Consider the following 22431-nt stretch of genomic DNA (forward strand, 5'->3'; position numbering starts at 1 on the left):
ATAAGAGCATGCTTCTGTGCTCTTATCATTTTGAGCAAAATGTCACTTATTCGAATTACAAAACTCACTTGCAGCTTTGATTACACAGAGGCAGCATAAGACTCATCTAAAACTTTAAAAATAAATCTATGAAACTAGCAGAAGCACTTTTATTGCGTAGTGATTTACAAACCAAACTCGCCTCTTTACAACAACGCATCAACAATAATGTGCTAATCCAAGAAGGCGATGAACTGAGTGAAGATCCGAATGCGCTGATTGGTGAGGCCTTTAGTATAAATACAGAGTTACATCATCTGATTGAAAAAATTCATGCGACCAATGCTCAAGCTAAAACCAACACGGGCCAATCCATGCTCAGTGTTTTAAACGCACGTGATTTGCTCACGCAACAGCATCGTATTATTCAACAGGCCATCGACAGCTCACGACGTGAAAATGGTCGTTATAGTTCGAGTGAAATTCGCTGGGTTAAAACCATTACGGTTGCAGACTTACAAAAACAAGCCGATGCAATTAGCCAGCAACTCAGGCAAAATAACTTAGAGATTCAAGCTTCAAATTGGCAAATCGAACTGATCTAGCCAATTTGAGCCACAACAGTTTGGGCATATTGGGCGAGTACAAGGCCTTTTATACGTTTGTAAGGCTTTAATTCAACAAACGTTTGCAGGAAGTAAGACGTCTACTTCACATTTTCACAAATCTGGCGTAGCACAATGCATCTTTTATACTGCACATCGCACCTTGCACTACCATGTACTGACAATATGCCTCCCTATTTTCACCTATTAGTACGCATCAGCCTGTGTAGACGTTTTCTGATTCAAAGCCATTTCTTGTGATGGAAGTTTATAGTCACGATCATGCACTGGAACACCACCAATAATCATGGTACGGGCCTCAGTTCTAGGCTGATTCAAATCCTTTTTTGCATCACACGCGGTCAGTTGAGTGAGCAATAAAACCAATACTAGGGTAGATAAGGTTTTCATCATATCCCCTCATTTATCATTATTGTGCTTTCAGCATAGCACTTTTATTTTTCCAATCCTATCGACTTTGTTACAACTCTTATCCATCTACATGAGGGTTCTGTACGTATTTTTTTATTTAAAAAAATATTAATTATTAATAGATAAAACAACAACATGAGTTATTTAAGCTCACTAAAATTAGACTTAAACATTTATCCGATGTATTGAAAAAAATATCTTGGCGGAGTCTTATCTTGTTTTATTCAATTTCTTCATCAGCCTGCGGCTCGCCCTACTTTTGTTTCGACAAAAGTAGGCAAAACCATTGTCATCTGCAAAACCTGTTCATTTCTTGGATTTATTCAAATATAACGAATAAACATTATCTTATTTACACCATGCAGGTTGTAGATGACGTTTCCGAGTAGCATATTTCTTATCGAAATTAGATTAAATTAGAAAAAGACAAACTGATTTACAAAATCTTACAGGATTGAATATTTACAACGGACACTTTTGTCCGTTAAATAATAGTACTCCCAAATCAAATGAAATAATCATCATGACCAGTCGTCAACAGCGTGCTGCACAAAACCGTGAGGAACTGCTCGAAGCCGCAGTTCAGGTTTTTCGTACACACGGGATAAATGCGCCCTTACAGCAGGTGATTGATGCAGCCAATGTCGGACGGGCGACGTTTTATCGTAATTTTGCTGACCGTCGTGCCTTGGTGATTGCACTCATGGAACAAGCTTTGGAACGTCTTGCAGTTCGTGCAGAAGCATTTTCTCAGTATGACGATGGTTTTATCCGTTTAATTGAAAACCATGTCTACAACTTACCGTATTTAACCGCACTGATGGAATATTGGCGGGTGATTGAGCGGAATGATCCCGTCATGGTCGATATCTACGCACGCCGCGATGCGATTTTACAGCCTTTGATTGATCGAGCCATTCGACACGGCGTATGTCGCCCCGATTTGACTACCCAAGATTATGCCATGATTACGGCCATTTTAAGGACTTCATTTCAAGGACTGACCGATATAGAGCAACAACAACTTGCACAACGTGCGATTGAGCTCTTACTCAATGGTATTCGGGCATAAAGGTCACCACCCATGACACAGCCACCGCGTTTACTCGAACCTGCGCCAAACTGGACAGCTGAAGAAAAACCAACCCTGCCCGGCTCTCCTGCCGTGATCGCGCATTCCACGCCTAAGCGCTTCATATATTTTTTTATTGGCTTGTTTGTCGCACTATCTGCAAGTCTCAGTAACGGTTTCATTACCGCAAATTTACCCTTAATTCAGGGTGAATATGGACTAACACCCTCTGAGGTGGCATGGATTCCTGCGGCTTATGTGATGGCCAATGTCAGTGCGAATCTGATTCTGTTTAAAGCCCGCCAACAATATGGTCTGCGTCTATTTTCTGAAATTGGCCTACTCATTTTTATTGTGGTTCTGGTTTTACACGTCTTTGTGCATACCTTTGAAATGGCCGTACTGGTGCGTTTTATTAGCGGCATGGTTGCCGCACCGCTCAGCTCCTTAGGCATGTATTACATTATGCAGGCCTTTAAGCGGGAGGATTTTGGTCGCAGTATCTATTTGGCTTTAGGCTTCCAACAGCTCGGCATTCCACTGGCTTGGATCATTTCTCCGTACCTTATTGACGTCAATAACTGGAATGTCCTGTATACCTTTGAAATTGGTTTAGCGCTTTGCTGTTTCGCAATGGTGGTGTCTCTGAAGTTGCCCCGCAGTTTAAGAATTGCTGTTTTTGAAAAACAGGATTTCTTCACCTTTGCCCTGCTTGCGCCCGGTTTTGCCTTTTTGTGTATTGTGCTGACCCAAGGGCCTATCTTGTGGTGGTTTGAAGTGAAATGGTTGGCGTACCTTTTAATTGCAGGGTTCAGCCTAATTGTGATTGGTTTGGTCTACGAGCATTATCGGGTCAATCCACTGATTATGACGCGTTGGCTGGGGACATCATCCACGCTTCGTTTTATCATCGGTGCCTTTGCAATTCGCTTCTTAATGTCGGAGCAAAGTTATGCTGCCGTGAGTTTTCTCAAAACTATGGGCATGGGCCCCGATCAATTTGTGCCGCTCTATGTGGTGATCTTTTTAGGCATCGTGTCTGGAACCATATTTAGTACGATTACTTTTTCACGTGAACGGATTATTTGGCACCTACTATTAGCAGAAGCTTTGGTATTAATTGCTTGCGGGCTGGATTTTCATCTTACCAGCGATATTCGCCCTTCCAACTTTTACGGCAGTCAGTTTTTGGTGGGCTTTGCCAGTGGTGTGTTTATTGGCCCACTCTTGATCACGGGTATCTTAAGCGCCATGCAAAAAGGCCCTACCCATATTGTCACGTTCATTGTTTTATTTTCAGCGACTCAAACATTTGGTGGCTTAGTCGGTTCATCATTTTACTCCACTTATCAACAAGTCCGAACCCAAAACTATCGTGCTGAAATGATTCAACAACTACCCGAAACCAATCCATTGATTGCACAGCGTCTTTTAGCGTATCAACAAAGTTCGCATAGTTACACGCTCGATCAGCAGTTAGTGCAACAACAAGCCTTAAAAAATTTAAATCAAGTGGTGACTCGAGAGGCTCAAGTGCGTGCCTATAACGATGTGATTAGCTTGAATGGCGTCGTTGCCATGCTGCTGTTGTTGTGGGGGACATTCCTGATTGCACGGAATCAATATCAACTGCGACAACAAGCGAAAATCGGTCATGTCTAATGCCATTGCTCCCTATTTATTGAGAAATTGTTATGTCTGAAGATCAAAAACCTGTAGCCCCCGCTGAAACAACTGCAACGTCTGAAAATGCCTCTCAGCCTGAGCAGCCCGTGGCAGCAGCAACACCGATTACGCCGCCTTCGAGTAAACTGATTCCAACAGCGAAACGTACACTGATCTTGATGTTTTTAGTACTGATCATCGGTATCGGGATCATTTTATGGGCATGGAAAATTGGGCCATTTGAAAGTGCAGTTGAGTCCACTGACAACAGCTATATCAAAGGTAAAACCACAGTACTTTCTTCGCAAATTAATGGCTATGTCAAAGATGTGTTGGTCAGTGATTTTGATTACGTCAAAAAAGGACAGGTGTTAATGCATATTGATGCCACGACTTATGACCAAAAAGTCACACAGGCTGAAGCTGGCGTGGATCAAGCCCAAAATAACCTCTCCAATCAAAGCCAAAGTATTGCACAGCGTAAAGCCGATATTGTGGCGGCAGAAGCCAAGGTCGAACAAGCGCGAGCAGCGTACCAACTGTCATTGGCACAACAGCAGCGCTATCAGCAGTTGGGCAACTCTGGCGCAGCGTCTAAATCGGAACAAGACAAAGCCTTTGCCGATACCCAAAATAATTTAGCCTTACTGCAACAAGCACAGGCTAATGTCTTGGTGGCGAAAGAAGCACTGAAAACCGCACAAGTGGCTGAAACAGGACTCAAAGCACAAGTGACCAATGCCACTGCACAGCTGGATCAGGCCAAAACCACCAAAAACTACAGCAGCATTATCGCCCCGATGGATGGGCAACTGGGTGAAGTCAATCCACGTGTGGGACAATATGTGGCAGCAGGCACACAGCTGCTCTATCTGATTCCACAGCAAACTTGGGTCACCGCAAACTTTAAAGAAACTCAAATTACCAACATGAAAATTGGACAAAAAGCATGGTTCACCGTGGATGCTCTCAATCATCAGAAATTTACAGGTCATGTCGAGCAAATTTCCCCAGCGGCGGGCTCAGAGTTCAGTGTGCTTAAAACCGATAATGCTACGGGCAACTTTACCAAAGTGGTACAACGGATTGCGGTACGGATTGCAATTGATCCGAATCAAACAGGCATTGAAAATTTACGCCCAGGCATGTCCGTAATTAGTTCGGTCGATACCCACTCTGCACAGCGTTAATTCTGTGCAGAAACCACGACTTTTCACTTACACTATGCCTTGAGCCAAATTGATAAAAATCCTATGTTTAACCAGATTGCCCAAACCATTCCTTATCAGCAAATTACTGTCGAAGGATTTGACATCAGCATCAAACGTTTAGACCTAGTCCATCCGCAAATCTCAGGCAATAAATTTTTTAAACTCAAATACAATCTGTTGGCGGCACAGCAACAAGGCTATAAAAAACTGCTGACTTTTGGCGGTGCCTATTCCAATCATATTGCCGCAACGGCCTATGCTGCGCAGTTATTTGGTTTTGAGAGTCTGGGCATTATTCGGGGCGAAGAACTGGCAAGTAAACCTTTAAATACAACCTTAAATACAGCACAGCAATTCGGCATGCAGTTGCAGTTTGTGTCCCGTGAAGCCTATCGTCAAAAGCAAAATCCAGCCTACTTAGCACAGTTACAACAAGATTATCCTGAGTATTATGTGATTCCTGAAGGAGGAACCAATCCCCTTGCCATTCAAGGCTGCACAGAAATTCTCTCTGATGCGGATCGACAAAATTTCGATCTGATTTGTTGTGCCGTGGGGACGGGTGGCACCATTGCGGGTCTGATTGAAGCCAGTCATTCACAGCAGCAAATTTTGGGCTTCTCCGCGCTCAAAGGGGACTTTTTGAGTCAAGAGCTACAGCAACTGACTGAAAAACGCAATTGGCAAATTACCGATCAATATTGCTGTGGGGGTTATGCCAAAACTAATACTGAGTTATTGCAGTTTATCCATGCTTTTGAACAGCAATATGACATTCCACTGGAACAAATTTACACAGGCAAAATGCTGTTGGGCTTAAGTGATTTAATTCAACAAGGTACATTCCCAGCAGATCATCGTATTTTGGTGATTCATTCAGGTGGGTTGCAAGGTCGTTTAGCCGCGCTTTAGATAGTCCTGAAAAAGCAAAAAAGATGGTCTATAATGCCCTGCTTTATTCTCCCGTGAGTGTGTCATGTCCGCAAATCAATATGATGTCTTAGTTTTAGGTGCAGGTGCATCTGGCTTAATGACAGCCTATATGGCAGCTCAACGCGGACGTAAAGTGGTGGTGGTAGAAAAAGCCAATAAAGTCGGCAAAAAAATTCTCATGTCGGGTGGGGGTAAATGTAACTTTACCAACCTCTATGTCGAACCAAGCAACTTTATTTCACATAATCCACACTTTGTGATTTCAGCCCTGACTCGCTATACCAATTGGGACTTTATTGGGATGGTTTGTGAGTACGGTATTGAATATGAAGAGCGTAAACACGGTCAGCTCTTTACCCTAAAAGGTGCCAAAGAAATTTTAGCCATGCTATTGAGCGAGTGTGAAAAAACAGGTTTGGTCGACATTAAAACCAACTGTGAAGTAAAAGCCATCACCGCACTCGATGAGGAAGGTTTTCAAATTGCCACGACACTAGGGTATTTTGAAGCCGAATCTGTGGTAATTGCATCGGGTGGTTTATCTATTCCGACCTTAGGCGGCTCAGGGATTGGCTATGAAATTGCAAAGCAATTTGGTCACCATGTATATCCAACTCGCGCAGGTTTGGTGCCTTTTACCTTTTCAGATAGCTTTAAAGAAGTGACCACACGCTTAAGTGGCAACGCGGTCGATGCGACTTTATCGAATGACTTAAACGCTTTCACCGAAGCCCTTTTATTTACCCATCGTGGACTCAGTGGGCCAAGCTCGCTACAACTGTCGAATTATTGGGATGTAGGACAAAGCTTCAAAATTGACTTCTTGCCAAGTGTGGATTTGCAAGACTACTTAAAAGCTAAGAAGCACAGTCAACCCAAAGCCCTGCTGCGTACTTTACTGGGTGAACATTTCCCGAAAAGTGTGGTGGTTGAACTGCAAAACCTGATTTGGTCTGAACTGGCTGAAACAGCGATTGGTCAGTTGTCGGATGAAAAACTGGAGCACATTGCAACGCGTTTACATGCATTTGAAGTCAAACCATCAGGAACCGAAGGTTACCGTACTGCTGAAGTCACTTTAGGTGGCGTAGACACCACGGAAGTTTCATCAAAAACGATGGAAAGTAAAAAGCAAAAAGGCTTGTACTTTGTTGGTGAAATATTGGATGTCACAGGACATTTGGGCGGTTTTAACTTCCAATGGGCATGGTCATCTGCGCATGCCGCATCAGAATATGTCTAAGCCATGTGCTTAAAGCTATAAATTATTCCAAATAGTCAGTGCGTAGCAGTACGCACTGCTTTTGCTTCTGCTGACGGGCAAGCGCTAAGTCCATTTTCGCAATGGCAATATGGACATGGCTCGGCTGGATCACTGAACGTTTCATCATCAATGTTTTTTTTAATATTTGCATCATCTGTTTTTTCCTTTTTGAACTGCAATTTATAAAAATAAATCGTGAAATATTCATGCAGCTATCACAAAAGTATAGGCATTTAAGTATTTCTAATTTATGAAATATCCATATTCCATATGCATCAAACATACCAAATTAAAGTTCATTCAACACTATAGACTTTTGTATTATTTTTCATCAGATTCATCCGCATCACATCCCTCAGTTGCCGCAGTCGGTATTCTTTCAACATTGGTCTGCGTTGTCTCACTGGTCTTGGGTTTTGCAAATACAAATTTATAAGCACTCACAAAAAATCCAACCGTAATACCTGCAATGATGATTGGGGCAAAATATTTATTTGGGGCTTTTTTTGACATCGGTTTACTCCAATAAAAAAAACACCAACCGCCATCAGCGGTCGGTGTTTAGTGCGATTAATTTAGTCTGGATCTTTGGGGTGAACATCAATATCTTGTTCAGCTTCACCCGTTGAACCAAAAGGTTTATTTAAAGGTTTATGCGCAGGATCGACCTCTGCTGTAGTTGGAATATCATCTGCATGTTGATATTCCTCTGCAACCGTTGGTGTATCCATTTGCTCTTTTAGTGAGGCATGCTCTTCTTTGCCTTGTGCTGATTGTGTGCTTTCAGCTTTGGCCTGATAAAGTGGATTCGGTTGCGTACCTTCTTTTTTGGCTTTATCTAACAAATCGGTCAAAACCCGTTCCGCAGGTTGACGTCCACCGAGGCCAAAAGCCAGTGCAAAAGCAATGGCAACTGCCCCAAGCGTTAAACCAAAGGCCAAGTTTACAATGGAGTCTGCAATACCCATTGCACGCAAGCCCATCGCCAACACTAAGCCAATGATCAAGACACGTACAATGTTCGCCACCCAACGAGAACTATTGTATTCACCACGCTCAATCACCTGTGCAACCAAGTTCGCTAGCCAGAAGCCCACACCCAAAATGACTGCACCCAATAGGATGTTTGCACCAAACTGGATAAACATCGCAATCAAACCACTGATCTGTTCAAAGCCGAGTCGATTTGCAGCCTCAGAAACCGCAAATAACATGGTAAAGAACACAATGAAATAACCCACGACGCAAGATGCTTTGGTGTTTCCTAAGAAACGTTGCAAGCCAACTTTGTTTGGAATGTCATCTACACCTGTTCCCGACAAGACTTCAACCACAAGGCTTGCAACAAAACGTGACACTACATAGGCCAAAATTAAAATTAATGCCGCCGCAATGATGTGCGGAATCGCATTCATGATTTCATACAGCATGGCCGTCGCAGGTTGAGAAATTGCATCAATCCCTAAAGCTTCAAATGCAATAATCAGCGCTGTGATAATAACGATTGCAAAAACAAAAGATCCGAGCACTTTGGCCAAATCTGAGTTTTTAAACAGTCCTATTTTTTCAACCTGTTTTTGTACATCTAGGCTTCTCAATAAACCCTCAATAATGCCCCGTACAATTTTTGCTAGAATATAACCTGCAAAAACAATTACACCCGCAATAAAGATATTTGGCAGATACAGTACGGCTTCATTGACCATATTTTGGATCGGAAAGAGCAGCCCAGTCAGACCGAGTATCGACAAAACAATGGGTAAGAATAGTAATAAAATCAGCCAATAGACGATTTCACTAATATTTTGACTCAGCGTACTGACTCCTACATCCTGACTGAGTTTTTCATCTAGCTGAGTCCGATCAAGTCCTTTTTGTAATCCCACTTTGACCAGATTTGCCACAATCCAGCCAATAAAACCCACAGCAACTGCAGCCAACAGTTGTGGAATAAACAATAAGAACTGTTGAACCATATTACTAAATGGCCCACTTACACTGGTGAGATTGAGAACATTGAGTGCACCAATCACCGCAATAATCAAGATGAGCCAAAACACAACTCGAGAGATAATATTTTCAATATTTGAGCGATGACCGGTAGCACTGGAAAGTTTTTGGTTGGTTCCGAGTTTGGTTAAAACCTTTTTCACAGCACCTGCAATCAATAATGCAATAATCCAACCAATGATCAGGATGGCGATTGCGGACAGGATCGGGTGAAACTGGTCCCAATAATACATCGCATCAAATCGACCCTGATGCCCTACATAATCATTCATCTTGTTCTCCCTCTTGTTATGTCTACATCACAGCGACCTTTGCTCAAATACAGATTTTAGTTTTGAAGTGATTGTCTGCCATGAGGTATGAATGAGAAATGGAATACCTTTTTGATGACTGCTAAAGAAAAAACCCTTGTACATGACAAGGGCTTTAGTCTCGTTTAGCGGTCAGTTGCAGTCGCCGTATTGCTATCGGTGGCTACCGCTTCGTCACCTGCTGTTGCAGTAGTGCTGTTATTCGGTGTTGCAGGCTCTGCACTCGGATTCGGATGTCCTGGAGGCGCCTCAGTCGGATTTGGCTTGGTATCTGCAAACATATAAAGTAATAATGCGATTAAGAAAATTCCGACCAATGCCAACATATACACGGGCACGCGTTTTTTCTTTTGCCGCTCCTCTGGCGTTTGTACATGGGGCGGTTTATTGAAATCATGTGTCATAGCTCCCCCTCAATTTTCTATTATCAAGTTGTCGAATTTTTATACTAACAACTGCTTGTGTAGCATTGTGTTTCAAAGCATAGTGAGATAGTAAACAAGCGCTTTATTTTAAGATAAATTATTATTTTATAAGGCTTTAAAAACAGTCGCTCATCTGTCAATTCAGTGTTAAAAGTCATAGAAAAAGTATTTCCTATATACATAGACAAAAAGAGTCTGGCTAACAGCGCTCTTCAACTGAATTTGCGCTATAATTATGCACCTTGTTTTAGCTGTTTTTGGACTTTATGGCATATCGTCAACAAAGTGTAACGCTTGATTTAGACACTGATGTTACGCACCAATGTCATTTGCACTACACGCGAGACCAACATCTTATTGGTATTATTGAATTTTCTAAGCCTAGTTATATTCTAAAGTGGGGCGATTTGGAGTTTTTCCGCCGTCGTACTGAAGAGTTTTCAGTGATGCCTTTTCCTGAATGTGTCAATGCCATGATTATTGATATTCGAAATGTGCAAGCCTTTTTAGACAATGAAACACCCATCATTCCGTGGCGCTTACTGGAAGAAGAATGTCCTGTGCGTTTAGTTGTACCTCAAGACCGTTTAGATCACTATATTGGACTGTTTGAGCCAACATGGCTGACGACGGATATTGAAACGGCTATTTCTGAAATCCGTGAATATATGGATATGTTTGTGCACTAAGCACTTCTTGATACACACCTGCTCATCTCCTCCCCCTTGCGATTGTGCCCCGTCATTTGTTCATAACGTACAGTCGCAATTATTTTTTAGTTTTTAATCCTCTGCGGAAAACGTAGGACAGTAAACCGAATCTAACTGACTTTTATATACTGCGTCATAAAACGGATCATCTTCAAAATAAAGCACTTTTCTTTGCTATTGCAGTTTTAGCATGTTCTACACGAACAAAATCCATTCTGTCATGCATCCATAACGAAACGCATAGCCAACCCTGTGGCATTAGACATTAGCCTAATAAAATGAATTAGAAAACTTGAAATGGCACGCATTATGCATAATTTTCTTTTTAATATCAGAGGAATATAGCGATGCACTTATTTAAAGCATTATTAACAAAATATTAAAAATCCCTCTTGAGCAGCAAAAGCAATCTCGATTAAGATGCAGACTAAGCTGTAAAAAAATACCATAAAAAGAACATCTTTTGCACAGAATAAAGCTTTAACCCAATTCTGACGTTTTTGATAAAAACAATGCAATTGATGCTGCAAACAAAAGGAGTTTGTACATGACCATGCAACGTAATCTTTCTGCCCTATTTTGTGCAAGTGCACTTGCACTGAGCCTCAGCGCATGTAGCGACAACAAAGCACCTGCAACGGATGCAGCTAGCACTGGCGCAGATGCTTCACAGTCAGGCACTTTAGATAAGATTAAAAAATCAGGAACCATTGTTTTAGGTTACCGAGATTCCTCTATTCCATTCTCCTATATCGCAGACAACCCAAATCAACCTGTCGGTTATGCACATGATTTACAGCTCAAAGTTGTTGAAGCTGTTAAGCAAAAGCTGAATATGCCTGATTTAAAAATTCGCTATAACTTAGTCACCAGCCAAAACCGCATTCCATTGGTTTCAAATGGTACTGTTGATCTTGAATGTGGTTCAACCACAAACAACAAAGAGCGTCAGCAGCAAGTTGATTTTTCTGTGGGCTTCTTTGAAGTGGGTTCACGTTTACTTACTGCAACGGATTCAGGCGTGAAGGATTTTGCTGACTTAAAAGGCAAAAAATTAGTGACTACAGCAGGGACAACCTCTGAACGCTATATCCGTCAGCATGAAAAAGAGCTCGGTATTGGTGAAGTGATTTCTGCAAAAGACCATGCTGAATCATTCTTGATGCTCCAAAGCGGTCGTGCTGCTGCGTTTATGATGGATGACATTTTACTCGCTGGAGAAAAATCGAAAGCCAAAGATCCAAACAAGTGGCATATTGTCGGTACAGCACCAATTCAAGAAGTTTATGGCTGTATGTTACGTAAAGGCGACACAGGCTTTAAGCAAGTGGTTGATGATGCAATTAAAGCCACTTATAGCTCAGGTGAAATTAACAAAATGTATAACAAATGGTTTGAACAACCAATTCCACCGAAAAACATTAACCTGAACTTTGCTATGTCAGACCAACTTAAAGCCTTAATTGCAAACCCACATGACCGTGATCAGTAAACGATAAAGGAAAGATTAATGTTCACTCAGGCAAAGTTTCTTTGCCTGACCTATTTTAGGGGATTGTCATGAATTATACCTGGAACTGGGGCGTCCTTTGGCAATCCACAGGCGTCGGAGATAGTACCTATCTCAGTTGGATTTTAATTGGTTTAGGCTGGCTGGTTGTTATTGCCATTGTGGCTTGGAGCATTGCAATGGTGCTCGGAAGTATTCTCGGCATTATGCGCACACTTCCCAATAAAACCGCACGTGCTATTGGCACTGGCTACGTCACCATTTTTCGTAATGTACCATTACTGATCCAATTGTTTATTTGGTTTTATGTGGTACCGAATTTCTTACCTGGCCCGATTAAGTCATGGTGGATTAATGATTTAAGTGCAGGAACAACAGCACTGATTTCTGCCAGTATCGGTCTTGGACTGTTTACTGCAGCACGTGTCTGCGAACAAGTCCGCACAGGTATTGAAGCTTTACCTACAGGACAGGTCAATGCAGGTTATGCCATGGGTTTTAGTACTGCACAGCTATACCGCTACGTCATTTTACCACAGTCCTTCCGTACGATTTTGCCGCCACTGAGTTCAGAGCTGACCAACTGCGTCAAAAATACTTCTGTGGCCTCTTTAGTTGGGGTCTCCGAGATTATTTCGCAGATGAAAACCATCAGCGAATATACGCAGAACACCATCGAAATCTATACCTATGTCACAATTATTTTCATCGTTATCAACGTGTGCTTAATTACCTTAATGACGCTGCTTGAAAAACGTTTACGTGTCCCAGGTTTAATTGCAGGAGCTAAATAATGGAATGGCTCACCGCATTTACCCATGATTTGCAGTTATCTGCACCGGCCCTATGGCATGGTTTAAGCATCACTTTAAAAGTGGTCATCATCGCCACCATTGGCGGTATTTTCATTGGCACGCTGTTGGCACTGATGCGTTTGTCTTCAATCCGCATCTTGAATTTAATTGCCCAAAGCTATGTCAATTTATTCCGCTCGATTCCGCTACTTTTGGTATTGATGTGGTTCTACTTTGCTGTACCGTTCATCTACACCACAGTCACGGGAAATTACCTGACCATTGATACCGCTTTGGTCTCAAGTATTGTGGCTTTCATGTTATTTGAAGCAGCTTATTTCTCGGAAATTGTACGTGCAGGGATTCAATCGATTCCTAAAGGACAGTCTGCCGCGGCTTATGCACTAGGCATGACCTATGGTCAGTCCATGCGTTTAATCATTTTGCCGCAAGCATTTCGCAAAATGACACCGCTACTGTTACAACAAACCATCATCTTGTTCCAAGACTCAACCATGGTGTACGCCATTGGTCTACTCGACTTCTTCCGCACCAACTACGTGCGGGGCGATTTGATGTCTCTATTAACGCAATATATTTTATTTGCTGGCTTGGTGTATTTCACCATCAGTATGCTAGCCACATATGCAGTAAAACGATTACAAAGGAGGTTAAGCGTATGAGCGACCAAAAAGTAATGATTGACCTCCAAAATGTCAGTAAATGGTATGGCGATTTTCAAGTATTAACCGATTGCACCACACAAATTTGCCAAGGTGAAGTGGTGGTGGTCTGTGGCCCATCAGGCTCAGGTAAATCGACCCTGATTAAAACAGTGAATGGACTAGAAGCTTTCCAACAAGGTCAAATCACAGTCGATGGAATTCCCATCAAAGACCCTAAAACAGATTTGACCAAATTACGCAGTCGCGTAGGCATGGTGTTTCAGCATTTCGAGTTGTTTCCACACTTAAGCATTACTGAAAATTTAACCATTGCCCAAATTAAAGTATTGGGACGCTCTGAAGCTGAAGCTAAAAAGAAAGGCTTAGGCTATTTAGAACGGGTTGGGCTGAGTGCACATGCACATAAATTTCCAGCACAACTTTCAGGTGGACAACAACAACGTGTAGCAATTGCCCGTGCCTTAAGCATGGATCCGATTGCCATGTTGTTTGATGAGCCGACATCGGCGCTTGACCCTGAAATGATTAATGAAGTTCTTGATGTGATGGTCGAGTTGGCACATGAAGGCATGACCATGATGTGTGTCACCCATGAAATGGGCTTTGCCCGCCAAGTGGCCAACCGTGTGTTGTTTATGGATCAAGGTAAAATTGTCGAAGACTGTAGCAAGGATGATTTCTTTAACACCAAACGTGGCGAACGTGCTCAACAGTTCTTAGACAAGATCTTGCACTAGCACAGACATGTTATCCCACATTAAAAAAGCAGATCACATGATCTGCTTTTTTAATTTACGCTCTAGTCTAAAACCAAACGTGCATTGGTGGCTTGAACAGGACGGTTATTCGGATACCCCATCAGTGCAGCGAAGTTTGCAATTTGCTGCACTGATGCCTGCTGAATATCTTTTAAGACCACCCAACGTACACCTTCAGTACACGGTGGTGTCGTGAGCGAACCATTAAAGCGGTAGTACTCGCGATGTGTCGGCAGAAATTGATCTGCGTTTAAATTAAGTCCTTTTTGAGATTGCCTGTGCTGCTGCCATAAGCCATCAAGCGCTTGATTCTTTTTCCCTTGTTCATACATCACCGCAACCACAGCCAGCTCCCCTTTTTCAGAAGCATGGACTAAATGTAACTCCATCGGAAAGCTTTTGCCGTGGATCGTATTTTCTGAAGGGCTGTGTAAATGCATTTGCAATAATTGAAATCGTTCTCCCTCTAAACTTAAATAACTGCCTTGATGAAAATTGGCTTGTAGAGTATGAGGAAGCTTCGCGATACTTGTTGCAGCAGTTTTATAATCAAAATCAAGTGGCGCAAGGTCTGCTGAAATCACACGCTCAATATTAATGGGCGATTGATTATGCCCCGCACAAGTTTGATATTTGGTGTTGAGCTGACTCCAATACTGCGGTGCTTTTTGTGCTTGATAACCCCAATCCGAGGTTACTTCACTACTGGCCCAAGCCACTACACATGGGAGACCAAACAATGTTGTTATTAGTTTTTTATTCATCATAATCCATCAAAAAATATCGGTTTAAAACGTCCGATATCCTCTAAGAAATCACGCTCAGGCCGCAAAACCTAAAATGCCATTTCTGCCTACTTGTCTTTGTTTTTTGTGCAAACACTGTAATCATGACTTTCAAGTAAAAAGCCAATGCTGCTCTGCTATTTTGTCTTGTTTTTAGATATAAAACGATGAAATAGGACTGATCATATATGACAATAATTACAATTAATTACATGTAGTTATGTGATTATTCACCTTTTATCTGTGCTAAATTAAAATAAGAATGAGAAAATACAATGGTGTTTAAAAACTTTCACTGATGCACAATCAGCATGCACATTTCATAGCATGAGCGTTCCAAAAGAGAACAAAGCAACGGAGACTCAGCTAAAAATAGCTGCTGACCAAATTTTTTTATCATTTTTTGAGTTTCTACTTTTTGGGTTTAGCTCAAGAGATAAAATATACACTTGTATATTTAAAATAAAGAAACTTAGATAAACATAATATATTCATAAACTTAATATTAACTTATATTTTAACCCATGCACCACTGCAATGCACAAACACCATCATGGTGCACACTTTTGCTTTATATCGAGTCTTGTTATTTTTAAGCAAAACTTAATCAATATTTCCTTTTTGCTGAGATCTTCACGAAATTACAGGCATCAGTATACTGAGTTTCTTTTTGCAAAATTTTGCACTCAAATGGAACCTAAACATGCAAAATATTGACTTACTTTTTCTTCTTCTTGGTGCGGTTTTAGTCCTTGCCATGCACGCGGGCTTTGCTTTTTTAGAACTAGGGACAGTTCGTCATAAAAACCAAGTTAACGCTTTAAGTAAAATTTTAACGGACTTTTCACTTTCCGCAATCGCCTACTTCTTTGTCGGTTACTACATTTCCTATGGACATCATTTTTTCCATATCGGGGATACCTTAGCGGCGGATCATGGTTATAACCTGATGCGCTGTTTCTTCCTGCTCACTTTTGCGGCCGCAATTCCAGCCATTATTTCAGGCGGTATTGCCGAGCGTGCCAAAATGCGCTCACAAGCGATTGCCACCGTGTTATTGGTGGCCTTGGTTTATCCTTTTTTTGAAGGGATCGCATGGAATGGAAACTTTGGTTTACAGCAGTGGCTACAAGACACTTTCGGTGCAAGTTTCCATGACTTCGCAGGTTCAGTGGTGGTACATGCGATGGGAGGCTGGATAGCTCTGGCTGCGGTGGTTCTACTCGGTGCACGTGATGGTCGCTACAAAAAAGATGGTCGTGTCAGTGCGCATCCTCCTTCATCTATTCCATTCTTGGCTTTAGGTTCATGGATTTTAATCGTGGGTTGGTTTGGCTTTAACGTGATGAGTGCACAGCGTTTAGATGCAATTTCAGGACTGGTCGCGATTAACTCACTTATGGCCATGGTTGGCGGAACCTTGGCAGCCAACTTCGCAGGAAAAAATGACCCAGGCTTCTTACACAATGGGCCTTTAGCTGGTCTCGTTGCAATTTGCGCAGGTTCGGATGTCGTACATCCGATTGGGGCATTGGTGATTGGCGCCATTGCTGGACTGATTTTTGTCAAACTTTTCACCTACACCCAAAACAAGCTAAAAGTCGATGATGTACTCGGTGTATGGCCTTTGCACGGCGTATGTGGTGCCTTTGGTGGGCTTGCAGTCGGGATCTTTGGTCAAAAATGGCTTGGTGGTTTAGGCGGTGTTGCGATGATGTCACAGCTGATTGGTACGCTCTTAGCTATTGGTATTGCTGTTGTTGGTGGATTGGTGGTCTATGGCGCTTTAAAAGCCACGATGGGCATCCGTTTAAGTCAAGAAGATGAATTTCGCGGTGCAGATTTATCTATTCATAAAATCTCTGCCAACTCAGATGACAGTATGTTCTAAGCACATTTCCACTTTAATGCGGCTCACATGGACCGCTTTTTTTATTCGTATTGAACATTATAAGAGGCTTTTAGCGTTCTAAATAATCAAAAATCTCAGACAATGCCGTGATACTCGGTGCAGCCATCTGTACTGAGGGAACATGAAACCCAGATAGCCACAGGGCTTGCATTCCAGCCTGCTGCGCACCTTGTACATCATTAATAGGATGGTCACCGATAAATAAGCACTGCTCCACGTCAACAGCCAGTTGCTGTGCGGTATCTATAAAAATATCAGCTTGGGGTTTGGCTTGACCAAACAATCCAGAACTATTAATCACATCAAAATAATGCTGAAAGCCCAAGCCATTTAGTATAGACAGCCGTGTGGCATGACCACCATTTGAAATAATGGCGAGTTTATATCCTGCTTGCTTTAGACGGGTTAGTGTTTGTTCAGCCTCAGGCATCGCCACAGCATTGCAACCAAACTGTTCAAACCAGAAATTACTTAACGCGTCTAAATGCGGAGGCACCTGCCAGTTTAACTCCTGTAGCAACGCATAAGCCACTGAAGCTCCGATGCTGGGATGGGTTAAATACTCTTTTAAGGGATAACCACCATTATCAATCCGATTCACAATTGACTCAATCTGCTCCACATCGACGCAGTTAAGTTGGCTTTGATAGGTGTCGGCAAGGCCTCGACTAAAAGCCGCAACACTTCGCCCACGATGCGTCAAGGTATTATCCAAATCAAATAGAACAGCACGTATCGACATGTTTCAACCTCATGTGTTTGAGAGCAAATGTAACACTGAGACGACACTTTGTATTCGCTTTAAAGCGATAACCAAAGCACAGATCATGCTAAAGCAGATGAAACAGCGTTTATGTTAAGCCTCGTTTAAGCTGACACTGTTGGAATAGCGCTTATTTTCAGAACATGGCCTCACTTGTGTCGGATCAGCAACGTTTTTTCATCCTTCAGTTTTTTATTTTGACGCTGGGTTTTGCCGTATTGTGGCTGCTCTTCCCTGTGGCGGGCACCATCGACTTACAACTGATTCACCCCTTTATGGATCAAACTGGTCATTTTCCACTAAAGCGCGACTGGGCCTTAGCAGAACTGAATCATCGTTATGTCAAAGACATCATCATCGCGGTGTATGTGATTTATTTACTGAAATGGCTCGCTTCGTATAAATGGGCTGCGTTAAAACCCCAGCGTTGGCAAAATGGTTATTTCATTGGCTTAGTCCTCATCAGTACCAGCCTCATTGGAATTTTAAAATCACAATCCGCGCATGCCTGCCCATGGGACATGACTCTGGCCACAACACATGATTTCTTTTGGGACTTATCCGCCAGCGCAGGACATTGCTTCCCTGGAGGACATGCCGCGGCAGGTTTTGCGCTCTTTGTGGGATATTTCGTATACCGTCTAAATGAACCAAAACGCGCGTGGTTTTATTTGCTTGCTGCCCTGATTTTAGGCTTTTTCATGGGTTGGGCGCAAATGATGCGGGGTGCGCATTTCCTTAGTCACAATTTATGGACGGCATGGGTGATTTGGCTGGTCAATGTACTGGCATATGCGCTGTGTTATAAGCAGTTTACACAGTCCAGCCCAAATCAAACCCAAACTACAGCTTAAAGATCACTTGAACTTGTAAGCCGCCCAATCCTGCACTTTGTCCAAAGTGCAGTTTGGCGCCAATTTTTTCTGCGGCTTTATCGACAATGGATAAACCCAGTCCACTGCCGACTTCCAGATGATGATGTACGCGATAGAAGCGCTTTAAAATATGATCATAAAGTTCTGGCGCAATGCCTGGGCCACTGTCTTCAATTTGAACAATCGCTTGCTGATCTTGCTGATAAATAGAGACATTAATCATGCCCTGTTCAGGCGTATATTTAATCGCATTATCCAAGAGATTATAGACAATAGAATGTAAGGCTGAACTTTGAGTTTCTATCCAAAGTGCTTCATGCTGTTCCAAGCCTAAATCTATGTTTTTGGCCAGCGCCAGCTCCATCAGTTGCTCCATACATTCAACTGCCACATCACTTAATCCTAATCTTTGTGTCGGTTCTAAACTTGGTACGGAAGCATCCTGCTTCGCCAAATTGAGCAGTTGTGACACCAAATGTTGAGTCCGAATTAAGCCTAAACTTAGGTTTTTTAACGCTTGGTGTTCTGGAAATTCATGCAGCAAAATTTTCATTTGCAAATTCAGTGCTGTAATTGGGGTTCTTAGCTCATGCGCAGCATCGGCAATGAATTGCTTTTGTTCTTGTTGCGAAAGCGAAATTCGTTCAAATAAACGGTTCATTTCATTGATGGTCGGAAGAATTTCCAGTGGATAACCATCGGGCCGAATCTCGCTTAGTTCATGCGGTTCACGCTGTGCAAGTTCCGCTTTAAACTCATCCAAGGGTTTTAGACTACGCCCAATAATCCAACTCAGCCCCCATAAAGCCAAAGGCATAAACAGTAAATATGGAATCAACATATTAGCCGCCAGCTCTAAAGCCAGCTTTTGTCTTACACTACGCTGCTGGCTGACTTGAATTTGATACTTTTCTGTTGGCAGCACATAGGTATTCCATAAGCCTTGTGCCGTGTGATGAGTATAAAATCCTGCTTTTTTAACGGGTTGTATTAATAAATCAAACTCATGTTGCCGTTGTTCAGGCAGCCCATACGACCAGACATCTACAAATAAATCTTCTTCGTGATAGTGTCTGTCAGCTTCAAACTCACTCTTAATTGGAGCGGGATCATGCGCTGCAACACGCTCAGCCAAATTACGCATTTGTGCATCGAGTATCTCATTGGTCTCTTCAAGGGCAATGCGATACGCTGCAATCACCAACAAACACCCCATCACAATACTAAATAAAGAGGTATAGGTAATCAGTTGACGCTTTAAGGAAACCGGAGCCGACTTCACCATTTTATGCTTCAACCTGCCCCAAACGATAGCCTAGCCCTCGAATGGTACGGATAAAGTCTTTCCCAAGCTTGGCACGCAAATGGTGAATATAAACTTCAATGGTATTGCTGTTAATTTCAGAGTCAAGGTCATAGAGCTTTTCTTCCAAATTGGTTTTGGAAAAAATTTTATTAGGATGACTGACCAAAGGAATTAAAATAGCCCATTCACGGTTCGATAAATCAATGGTCTGCCCTTTGTACTTGGCTAAATGCAAATCTTCATCTAACTCTAGACCTGCATAACTCAAAGTCTGGCTTTGCTTTTGCTGTTTTAACGCGCCACTGCGACGTAATAGCGCATGAATACGTGCCAGCAACTCATCAAACTCATAAGGTTTGATTAAGTAATCATCCGCGCCATGATTTAAACCATCGACTCGGTTTTGTAACTGATCTCGTGCCGAAATAATCAGCACAGGCAAAGTCGGATAAAGCGAGCGAATATTTTTTAGGACCTGCATCCCATCCATCATCGGTAGGCCCAAATCCAGCAGCACCACATCAAATGGGTATTGTTGTAATTGCTTTAAACCATCAAAACCATTGTTGACCCACACCACATCAAACTGCTGATAACGCAGCAACGTTTGTGTGGACTCAGCAATCATAAAATCATCTTCAATAATCAATATTTTTGACATGGTCTAAGCACTCGCTTTGGTCGCAGTACAATGTTCTAAGATATTATTTTTTGAATCAATCACCGTACTTTTTACCCCAAGTAAACTCAGTAAGCTTGGGAACAAATGATCTTGGCTTAATTCTTGGCTTTTTTGTTGCCCTAAGCAAGTGATTTGTTGCGGATTCTGCTTTTGCCATGTTTCTGAAAACCACATCAGCATCGGTACGTGGGTCTGTTGGCTTGGTGCAATGGCATAAGGTGAACCATGTAAATACAACCCGTGTTCACCAGTCGACTCACCATGGTCAGATAAATACCAAAAACCAGTTTCAAAATTTGAGTTTTGCTTTAATACACCAATCAGTTGACTCAACACATGGTCGGTATAAACAATAGAGTTGTCATAACTATTTTTCAGCTGTTCAGGTGTGCAGGCTTGAATGGCATTGGTTTCACACATCGGTTGGAAAGGCTGAAACTTAGGCGTTGAACGCTTATAGTAAGCTGGTCCATGGCTGCCCATTTGGTGTAACACAATTAAACGTGGCGTTTTATCATCAGCCGCAATACCAGCCATATAGGCTTTTAAGCTATCCACCAAAATTTCATCGGTACATTCGCCATCGGCTGAACACCATTTTTTCTGTATCGGTTCTGGAATTTTATACTGCTCAACCCGATCACAAACGCCTTTACAGCCAGAGTTATTGTCAATCCATGTCACTTTGTAACCAGCACGTTGTGCAAGATCTAATAAACCTTCACGGTGATGCGCTAACTGTGCATCGTAGTTTTCACGTGGCATGCCTGAAAACATACATGGCACAGAAACCGCTGTGGCTGTCCCGCAAGAACTGACTTGATTAAAGTTGATGACATTGAGTTTTTCCAGCTCAGGGTTGGTCTTTTTCGCATAGCCATTTAAAGAAAAACTTTCTGCACGTGCCGTTTCACCGACCACCAAAACCATCAATTTCGGCAAGTTTTGCTGTCCGACTTGCTCCACCAAATGGGCATCTTCACCATAAGTCACCAACGGTAAATGCTGCTGTGGTCGATTTTTTTTATAATACGACAGCGTTGAACTGATCGCATTTTGCGGTGAAATCATCCCTTTGAGATCACGATGCTCACGGAAAATCGCGGCATAATCAACAAAGAAAATAAACAACATGCCTGCAATCAATAAAATAGAGACTGCACTACCGAACAGCTTGTGCAATAACACGGTTTTAAAAGGATCACGGCGGATTTTGACCTTAAATAAAACGACTAAAGGTAGTACCACCATCGCCCCAATCCACAGCACAAGTCGCCATGACAACAAGTCGCGCACTTCATTACCATCGGTTTGCATCATGTTTTGGATCTGATCTGGTGTGATCGAAACGCCTAAGCTGTTAACAAAATATGCACTCATTCCACCAATGACGATCAATAGCGCAGCTAACCCTTTAGCCATCGGTCGCCACTGTAGCAGCTGAAAAACCAAATGATAAAAAGCCAACACTACCAAAATGGTAGCACCGATAAAGGCATAAGCTTTGAAACCGTGATAGGGCGTAAGCAACTGAACTTGCTTGTAGAACATCACGTTTAAAACCACGGCTAACCACAGCGCCAAATATACGTTAAAGCGCGAAAGTGAAACTTCTTTAAAAATAGACTGCAAATTGAACATTTTAAATCATGTCTTGCTGAGCGGATGCTCCAATGTAGTTTTCTAAACTTAAAACTCGCTTAAATAAAAAAGGCGCTGTCTGTGCAGCGTCTTTTTTCTATA

The 22431-nt window shown here is 42.3% G+C and carries 23 protein-coding genes; 13 read left to right on the top strand and 10 right to left on the bottom strand.

Going from position 1 to position 22431, the window contains the following annotated elements:
- The first annotated feature begins 128 nt into the window (after window positions 1-128).
- Complete coding sequence (locus tag RR876_RS02640) at window positions 129-584, top strand: DIP1984 family protein (protein WP_332477626.1); 456 nt, start codon at window positions 129-131, stop codon at window positions 582-584.
- A 207-nt stretch (window positions 585-791) separates the two neighbouring features.
- Here the strand turns inward: RR876_RS02640 and RR876_RS02645 are convergent, their stop codons facing one another.
- A complete protein-coding gene (locus tag RR876_RS02645) occupies window positions 792-995 on the bottom strand; it encodes an NF038215 family lipoprotein (RefSeq protein WP_332477657.1) in 204 nt (67 codons plus the stop codon).
- 544 nt (window positions 996-1539) lie between these two features.
- On the opposite strand from RR876_RS02645, the gene RR876_RS02650 reads away from it, so the two are divergent.
- The 5 genes from RR876_RS02650 (at window position 1540) to RR876_RS02670 (ending at window position 7140) form a co-directional block, all read left to right on the top strand.
- Complete coding sequence (locus tag RR876_RS02650; RefSeq protein ID WP_004981214.1) at window positions 1540-2088, top strand: TetR/AcrR family transcriptional regulator; 549 nt, start codon at window positions 1540-1542, stop codon at window positions 2086-2088.
- 12 nt (window positions 2089-2100) lie between these two features.
- On the top strand, window positions 2101-3750 hold the full coding sequence (locus RR876_RS02655) for an MFS transporter (protein WP_332477625.1): 1650 nt from the start codon (window positions 2101-2103) through the stop codon (window positions 3748-3750).
- 32 nt (window positions 3751-3782) lie between these two features.
- Window positions 3783-4943: an HlyD family secretion protein gene (locus tag RR876_RS02660; protein ID WP_332477624.1), complete on the top strand. Its 1161-nt coding sequence runs from the start codon at window positions 3783-3785 to the stop codon at window positions 4941-4943.
- A gap of 63 nt (window positions 4944-5006) precedes the next feature.
- A complete protein-coding gene (locus RR876_RS02665; RefSeq protein ID WP_332477623.1) occupies window positions 5007-5876 on the top strand; it encodes a pyridoxal-phosphate dependent enzyme in 870 nt (289 codons plus the stop codon).
- Between the two features lie 64 nt (window positions 5877-5940).
- The gene (locus RR876_RS02670; RefSeq protein ID WP_332477622.1) at window positions 5941-7140 is read left to right on the top strand and encodes an NAD(P)/FAD-dependent oxidoreductase; all 1200 of its coding nucleotides are present in this window, start codon (window positions 5941-5943) and stop codon (window positions 7138-7140) included.
- A 22-nt stretch (window positions 7141-7162) separates the two neighbouring features.
- Here RR876_RS02670 and RR876_RS02675 read toward each other — a convergent pair whose 3' ends face one another.
- From RR876_RS02675 to RR876_RS02690, 4 genes are all read right to left on the bottom strand, one after another.
- Window positions 7163-7315: a hypothetical protein gene (locus tag RR876_RS02675; protein WP_201950611.1), complete on the bottom strand. Its 153-nt coding sequence runs from the start codon at window positions 7313-7315 to the stop codon at window positions 7163-7165.
- A gap of 167 nt (window positions 7316-7482) precedes the next feature.
- Window positions 7483-7674, bottom strand: a complete 192-nt coding sequence (locus tag RR876_RS02680) for a hypothetical protein (protein WP_332477621.1) — start codon at window positions 7672-7674, stop codon at window positions 7483-7485.
- Window positions 7675-7736: 62 nt separating this feature from the next.
- The gene (locus RR876_RS02685) at window positions 7737-9443 is read right to left on the bottom strand and encodes a mechanosensitive ion channel (protein WP_332477620.1); all 1707 of its coding nucleotides are present in this window, start codon (window positions 9441-9443) and stop codon (window positions 7737-7739) included.
- Between the two features lie 164 nt (window positions 9444-9607).
- Complete coding sequence (locus RR876_RS02690) at window positions 9608-9886, bottom strand: hypothetical protein (protein WP_004981228.1); 279 nt, start codon at window positions 9884-9886, stop codon at window positions 9608-9610.
- A gap of 287 nt (window positions 9887-10173) precedes the next feature.
- Between RR876_RS02690 and RR876_RS02695 the strand changes: the two genes are divergently transcribed.
- From RR876_RS02695 to RR876_RS02715, 5 genes are all read left to right on the top strand, one after another.
- A complete protein-coding gene (locus RR876_RS02695; RefSeq protein ID WP_004694572.1) occupies window positions 10174-10596 on the top strand; it encodes a hypothetical protein in 423 nt (140 codons plus the stop codon).
- A gap of 568 nt (window positions 10597-11164) precedes the next feature.
- Complete coding sequence (locus tag RR876_RS02700) at window positions 11165-12109, top strand: transporter substrate-binding domain-containing protein (RefSeq protein WP_183176219.1); 945 nt, start codon at window positions 11165-11167, stop codon at window positions 12107-12109.
- A gap of 68 nt (window positions 12110-12177) precedes the next feature.
- Window positions 12178-12921: an amino acid ABC transporter permease gene (locus RR876_RS02705; protein ID WP_004981232.1), complete on the top strand. Its 744-nt coding sequence runs from the start codon at window positions 12178-12180 to the stop codon at window positions 12919-12921.
- Entirely contained in the window at window positions 12921-13604 is a 684-nt protein-coding gene (locus tag RR876_RS02710) for an ABC transporter permease subunit (protein ID WP_176537323.1), read from the top strand. The genes RR876_RS02705 and RR876_RS02710 overlap by 1 nt, the downstream gene beginning before the upstream one ends.
- 14 nt (window positions 13605-13618) lie before the next feature.
- Window positions 13619-14344, top strand: a complete 726-nt coding sequence (locus tag RR876_RS02715; protein ID WP_332481881.1) for an amino acid ABC transporter ATP-binding protein — start codon at window positions 13619-13621, stop codon at window positions 14342-14344.
- Window positions 14345-14406: 62 nt separating this feature from the next.
- Here the strand turns inward: RR876_RS02715 and RR876_RS02720 are convergent, their stop codons facing one another.
- Window positions 14407-15129, bottom strand: coding sequence for a carbonic anhydrase family protein (locus RR876_RS02720; RefSeq protein WP_332481880.1), 723 nt, complete (start codon window positions 15127-15129; stop codon window positions 14407-14409).
- Between the two features lie 724 nt (window positions 15130-15853).
- Between RR876_RS02720 and RR876_RS02725 the strand changes: the two genes are divergently transcribed.
- Window positions 15854-17041 (top strand): ammonium transporter, encoded by a 1188-nt coding sequence (locus RR876_RS02725; RefSeq protein ID WP_130235131.1) that lies wholly within the window; start codon window positions 15854-15856, stop codon window positions 17039-17041.
- Window positions 17042-17111: 70 nt separating this feature from the next.
- Here the strand turns inward: RR876_RS02725 and RR876_RS02730 are convergent, their stop codons facing one another.
- The gene (locus RR876_RS02730) at window positions 17112-17804 is read right to left on the bottom strand and encodes an HAD family hydrolase (protein ID WP_332477619.1); all 693 of its coding nucleotides are present in this window, start codon (window positions 17802-17804) and stop codon (window positions 17112-17114) included.
- Window positions 17805-17968: 164 nt separating this feature from the next.
- On the opposite strand from RR876_RS02730, the gene RR876_RS02735 reads away from it, so the two are divergent.
- Window positions 17969-18679: a phosphatase PAP2 family protein gene (locus RR876_RS02735; RefSeq protein ID WP_332477618.1), complete on the top strand. Its 711-nt coding sequence runs from the start codon at window positions 17969-17971 to the stop codon at window positions 18677-18679.
- On the opposite strand, the gene RR876_RS02740 is transcribed toward RR876_RS02735, so the two are convergent.
- The 3 genes from RR876_RS02740 to RR876_RS02750 are packed head-to-tail and all read right to left on the bottom strand — an operon-like array spanning window position 18669 to window position 22329.
- Complete coding sequence (locus RR876_RS02740; protein WP_332477617.1) at window positions 18669-19985, bottom strand: ATP-binding protein; 1317 nt, start codon at window positions 19983-19985, stop codon at window positions 18669-18671. The two genes, RR876_RS02735 and RR876_RS02740, sit on opposite strands and share 11 nt — an antisense overlap.
- Window position 19986: 1 nt before the next feature.
- The gene (locus RR876_RS02745; protein WP_004694591.1) at window positions 19987-20667 is read right to left on the bottom strand and encodes a response regulator transcription factor; all 681 of its coding nucleotides are present in this window, start codon (window positions 20665-20667) and stop codon (window positions 19987-19989) included.
- Window positions 20668-20670: 3 nt separating this feature from the next.
- Window positions 20671-22329 carry a phosphoethanolamine--lipid A transferase gene (locus tag RR876_RS02750; protein ID WP_332477616.1) on the bottom strand — a complete coding sequence of 553 codons (1659 nt, stop codon included), beginning with the start codon at window positions 22327-22329 and terminating at the stop codon, window positions 20671-20673.
- Window positions 22330-22431: the final 102 nt, after the last annotated feature.

It is taken from the genome of Acinetobacter sp. (genome assembly GCF_036666595.1).
Lineage (GTDB): Bacteria > Pseudomonadota > Gammaproteobacteria > Pseudomonadales > Moraxellaceae > Acinetobacter.

Excerpts from the sequence above, each read along its gene's own strand:
- RR876_RS02745 (WP_004694591.1), bottom strand. The coding sequence starts at position 20,667 with ATGTCAAAAATATTGATTATTGAAGATGATTTTATGATTGCTGAGTCC.
- RR876_RS02645 (WP_332477657.1), bottom strand. The coding sequence starts at position 995 with ATGAAAACCTTATCTACCCTAGTATTGGTTTTATTGCTCACTCAACTG.
- RR876_RS02750 (WP_332477616.1), bottom strand. The coding sequence starts at position 22,329 with ATGTTCAATTTGCAGTCTATTTTTAAAGAAGTTTCACTTTCGCGCTTT.
- RR876_RS02640 (WP_332477626.1), top strand. The coding sequence starts at position 129 with ATGAAACTAGCAGAAGCACTTTTATTGCGTAGTGATTTACAAACCAAA.
- RR876_RS02700 (WP_183176219.1), top strand. The coding sequence starts at position 11,165 with ATGACCATGCAACGTAATCTTTCTGCCCTATTTTGTGCAAGTGCACTT.
- RR876_RS02720 (WP_332481880.1), bottom strand. The coding sequence starts at position 15,129 with ATGAATAAAAAACTAATAACAACATTGTTTGGTCTCCCATGTGTAGTG.
- RR876_RS02710 (WP_176537323.1), top strand. The coding sequence starts at position 12,921 with ATGGAATGGCTCACCGCATTTACCCATGATTTGCAGTTATCTGCACCG.
- RR876_RS02735 (WP_332477618.1), top strand. The coding sequence starts at position 17,969 with ATGGCCTCACTTGTGTCGGATCAGCAACGTTTTTTCATCCTTCAGTTT.
- RR876_RS02725 (WP_130235131.1), top strand. The coding sequence starts at position 15,854 with ATGCAAAATATTGACTTACTTTTTCTTCTTCTTGGTGCGGTTTTAGTC.
- RR876_RS02670 (WP_332477622.1), top strand. The coding sequence starts at position 5,941 with ATGTCCGCAAATCAATATGATGTCTTAGTTTTAGGTGCAGGTGCATCT.
- RR876_RS02650 (WP_004981214.1), top strand. The coding sequence starts at position 1,540 with ATGACCAGTCGTCAACAGCGTGCTGCACAAAACCGTGAGGAACTGCTC.
- RR876_RS02730 (WP_332477619.1), bottom strand. The coding sequence starts at position 17,804 with ATGTCGATACGTGCTGTTCTATTTGATTTGGATAATACCTTGACGCAT.
- RR876_RS02740 (WP_332477617.1), bottom strand. The coding sequence starts at position 19,985 with ATGGTGAAGTCGGCTCCGGTTTCCTTAAAGCGTCAACTGATTACCTAT.
- RR876_RS02660 (WP_332477624.1), top strand. The coding sequence starts at position 3,783 with ATGTCTGAAGATCAAAAACCTGTAGCCCCCGCTGAAACAACTGCAACG.
- RR876_RS02695 (WP_004694572.1), top strand. The coding sequence starts at position 10,174 with ATGGCATATCGTCAACAAAGTGTAACGCTTGATTTAGACACTGATGTT.
- RR876_RS02675 (WP_201950611.1), bottom strand. The coding sequence starts at position 7,315 with ATGATGCAAATATTAAAAAAAACATTGATGATGAAACGTTCAGTGATC.
- RR876_RS02715 (WP_332481881.1), top strand. The coding sequence starts at position 13,619 with ATGATTGACCTCCAAAATGTCAGTAAATGGTATGGCGATTTTCAAGTA.
- RR876_RS02665 (WP_332477623.1), top strand. The coding sequence starts at position 5,007 with ATGTTTAACCAGATTGCCCAAACCATTCCTTATCAGCAAATTACTGTC.
- RR876_RS02655 (WP_332477625.1), top strand. The coding sequence starts at position 2,101 with ATGACACAGCCACCGCGTTTACTCGAACCTGCGCCAAACTGGACAGCT.
- RR876_RS02705 (WP_004981232.1), top strand. The coding sequence starts at position 12,178 with ATGAATTATACCTGGAACTGGGGCGTCCTTTGGCAATCCACAGGCGTC.
- RR876_RS02685 (WP_332477620.1), bottom strand. The coding sequence starts at position 9,443 with ATGAATGATTATGTAGGGCATCAGGGTCGATTTGATGCGATGTATTAT.
- RR876_RS02690 (WP_004981228.1), bottom strand. The coding sequence starts at position 9,886 with ATGACACATGATTTCAATAAACCGCCCCATGTACAAACGCCAGAGGAG.
- RR876_RS02680 (WP_332477621.1), bottom strand. The coding sequence starts at position 7,674 with ATGTCAAAAAAAGCCCCAAATAAATATTTTGCCCCAATCATCATTGCA.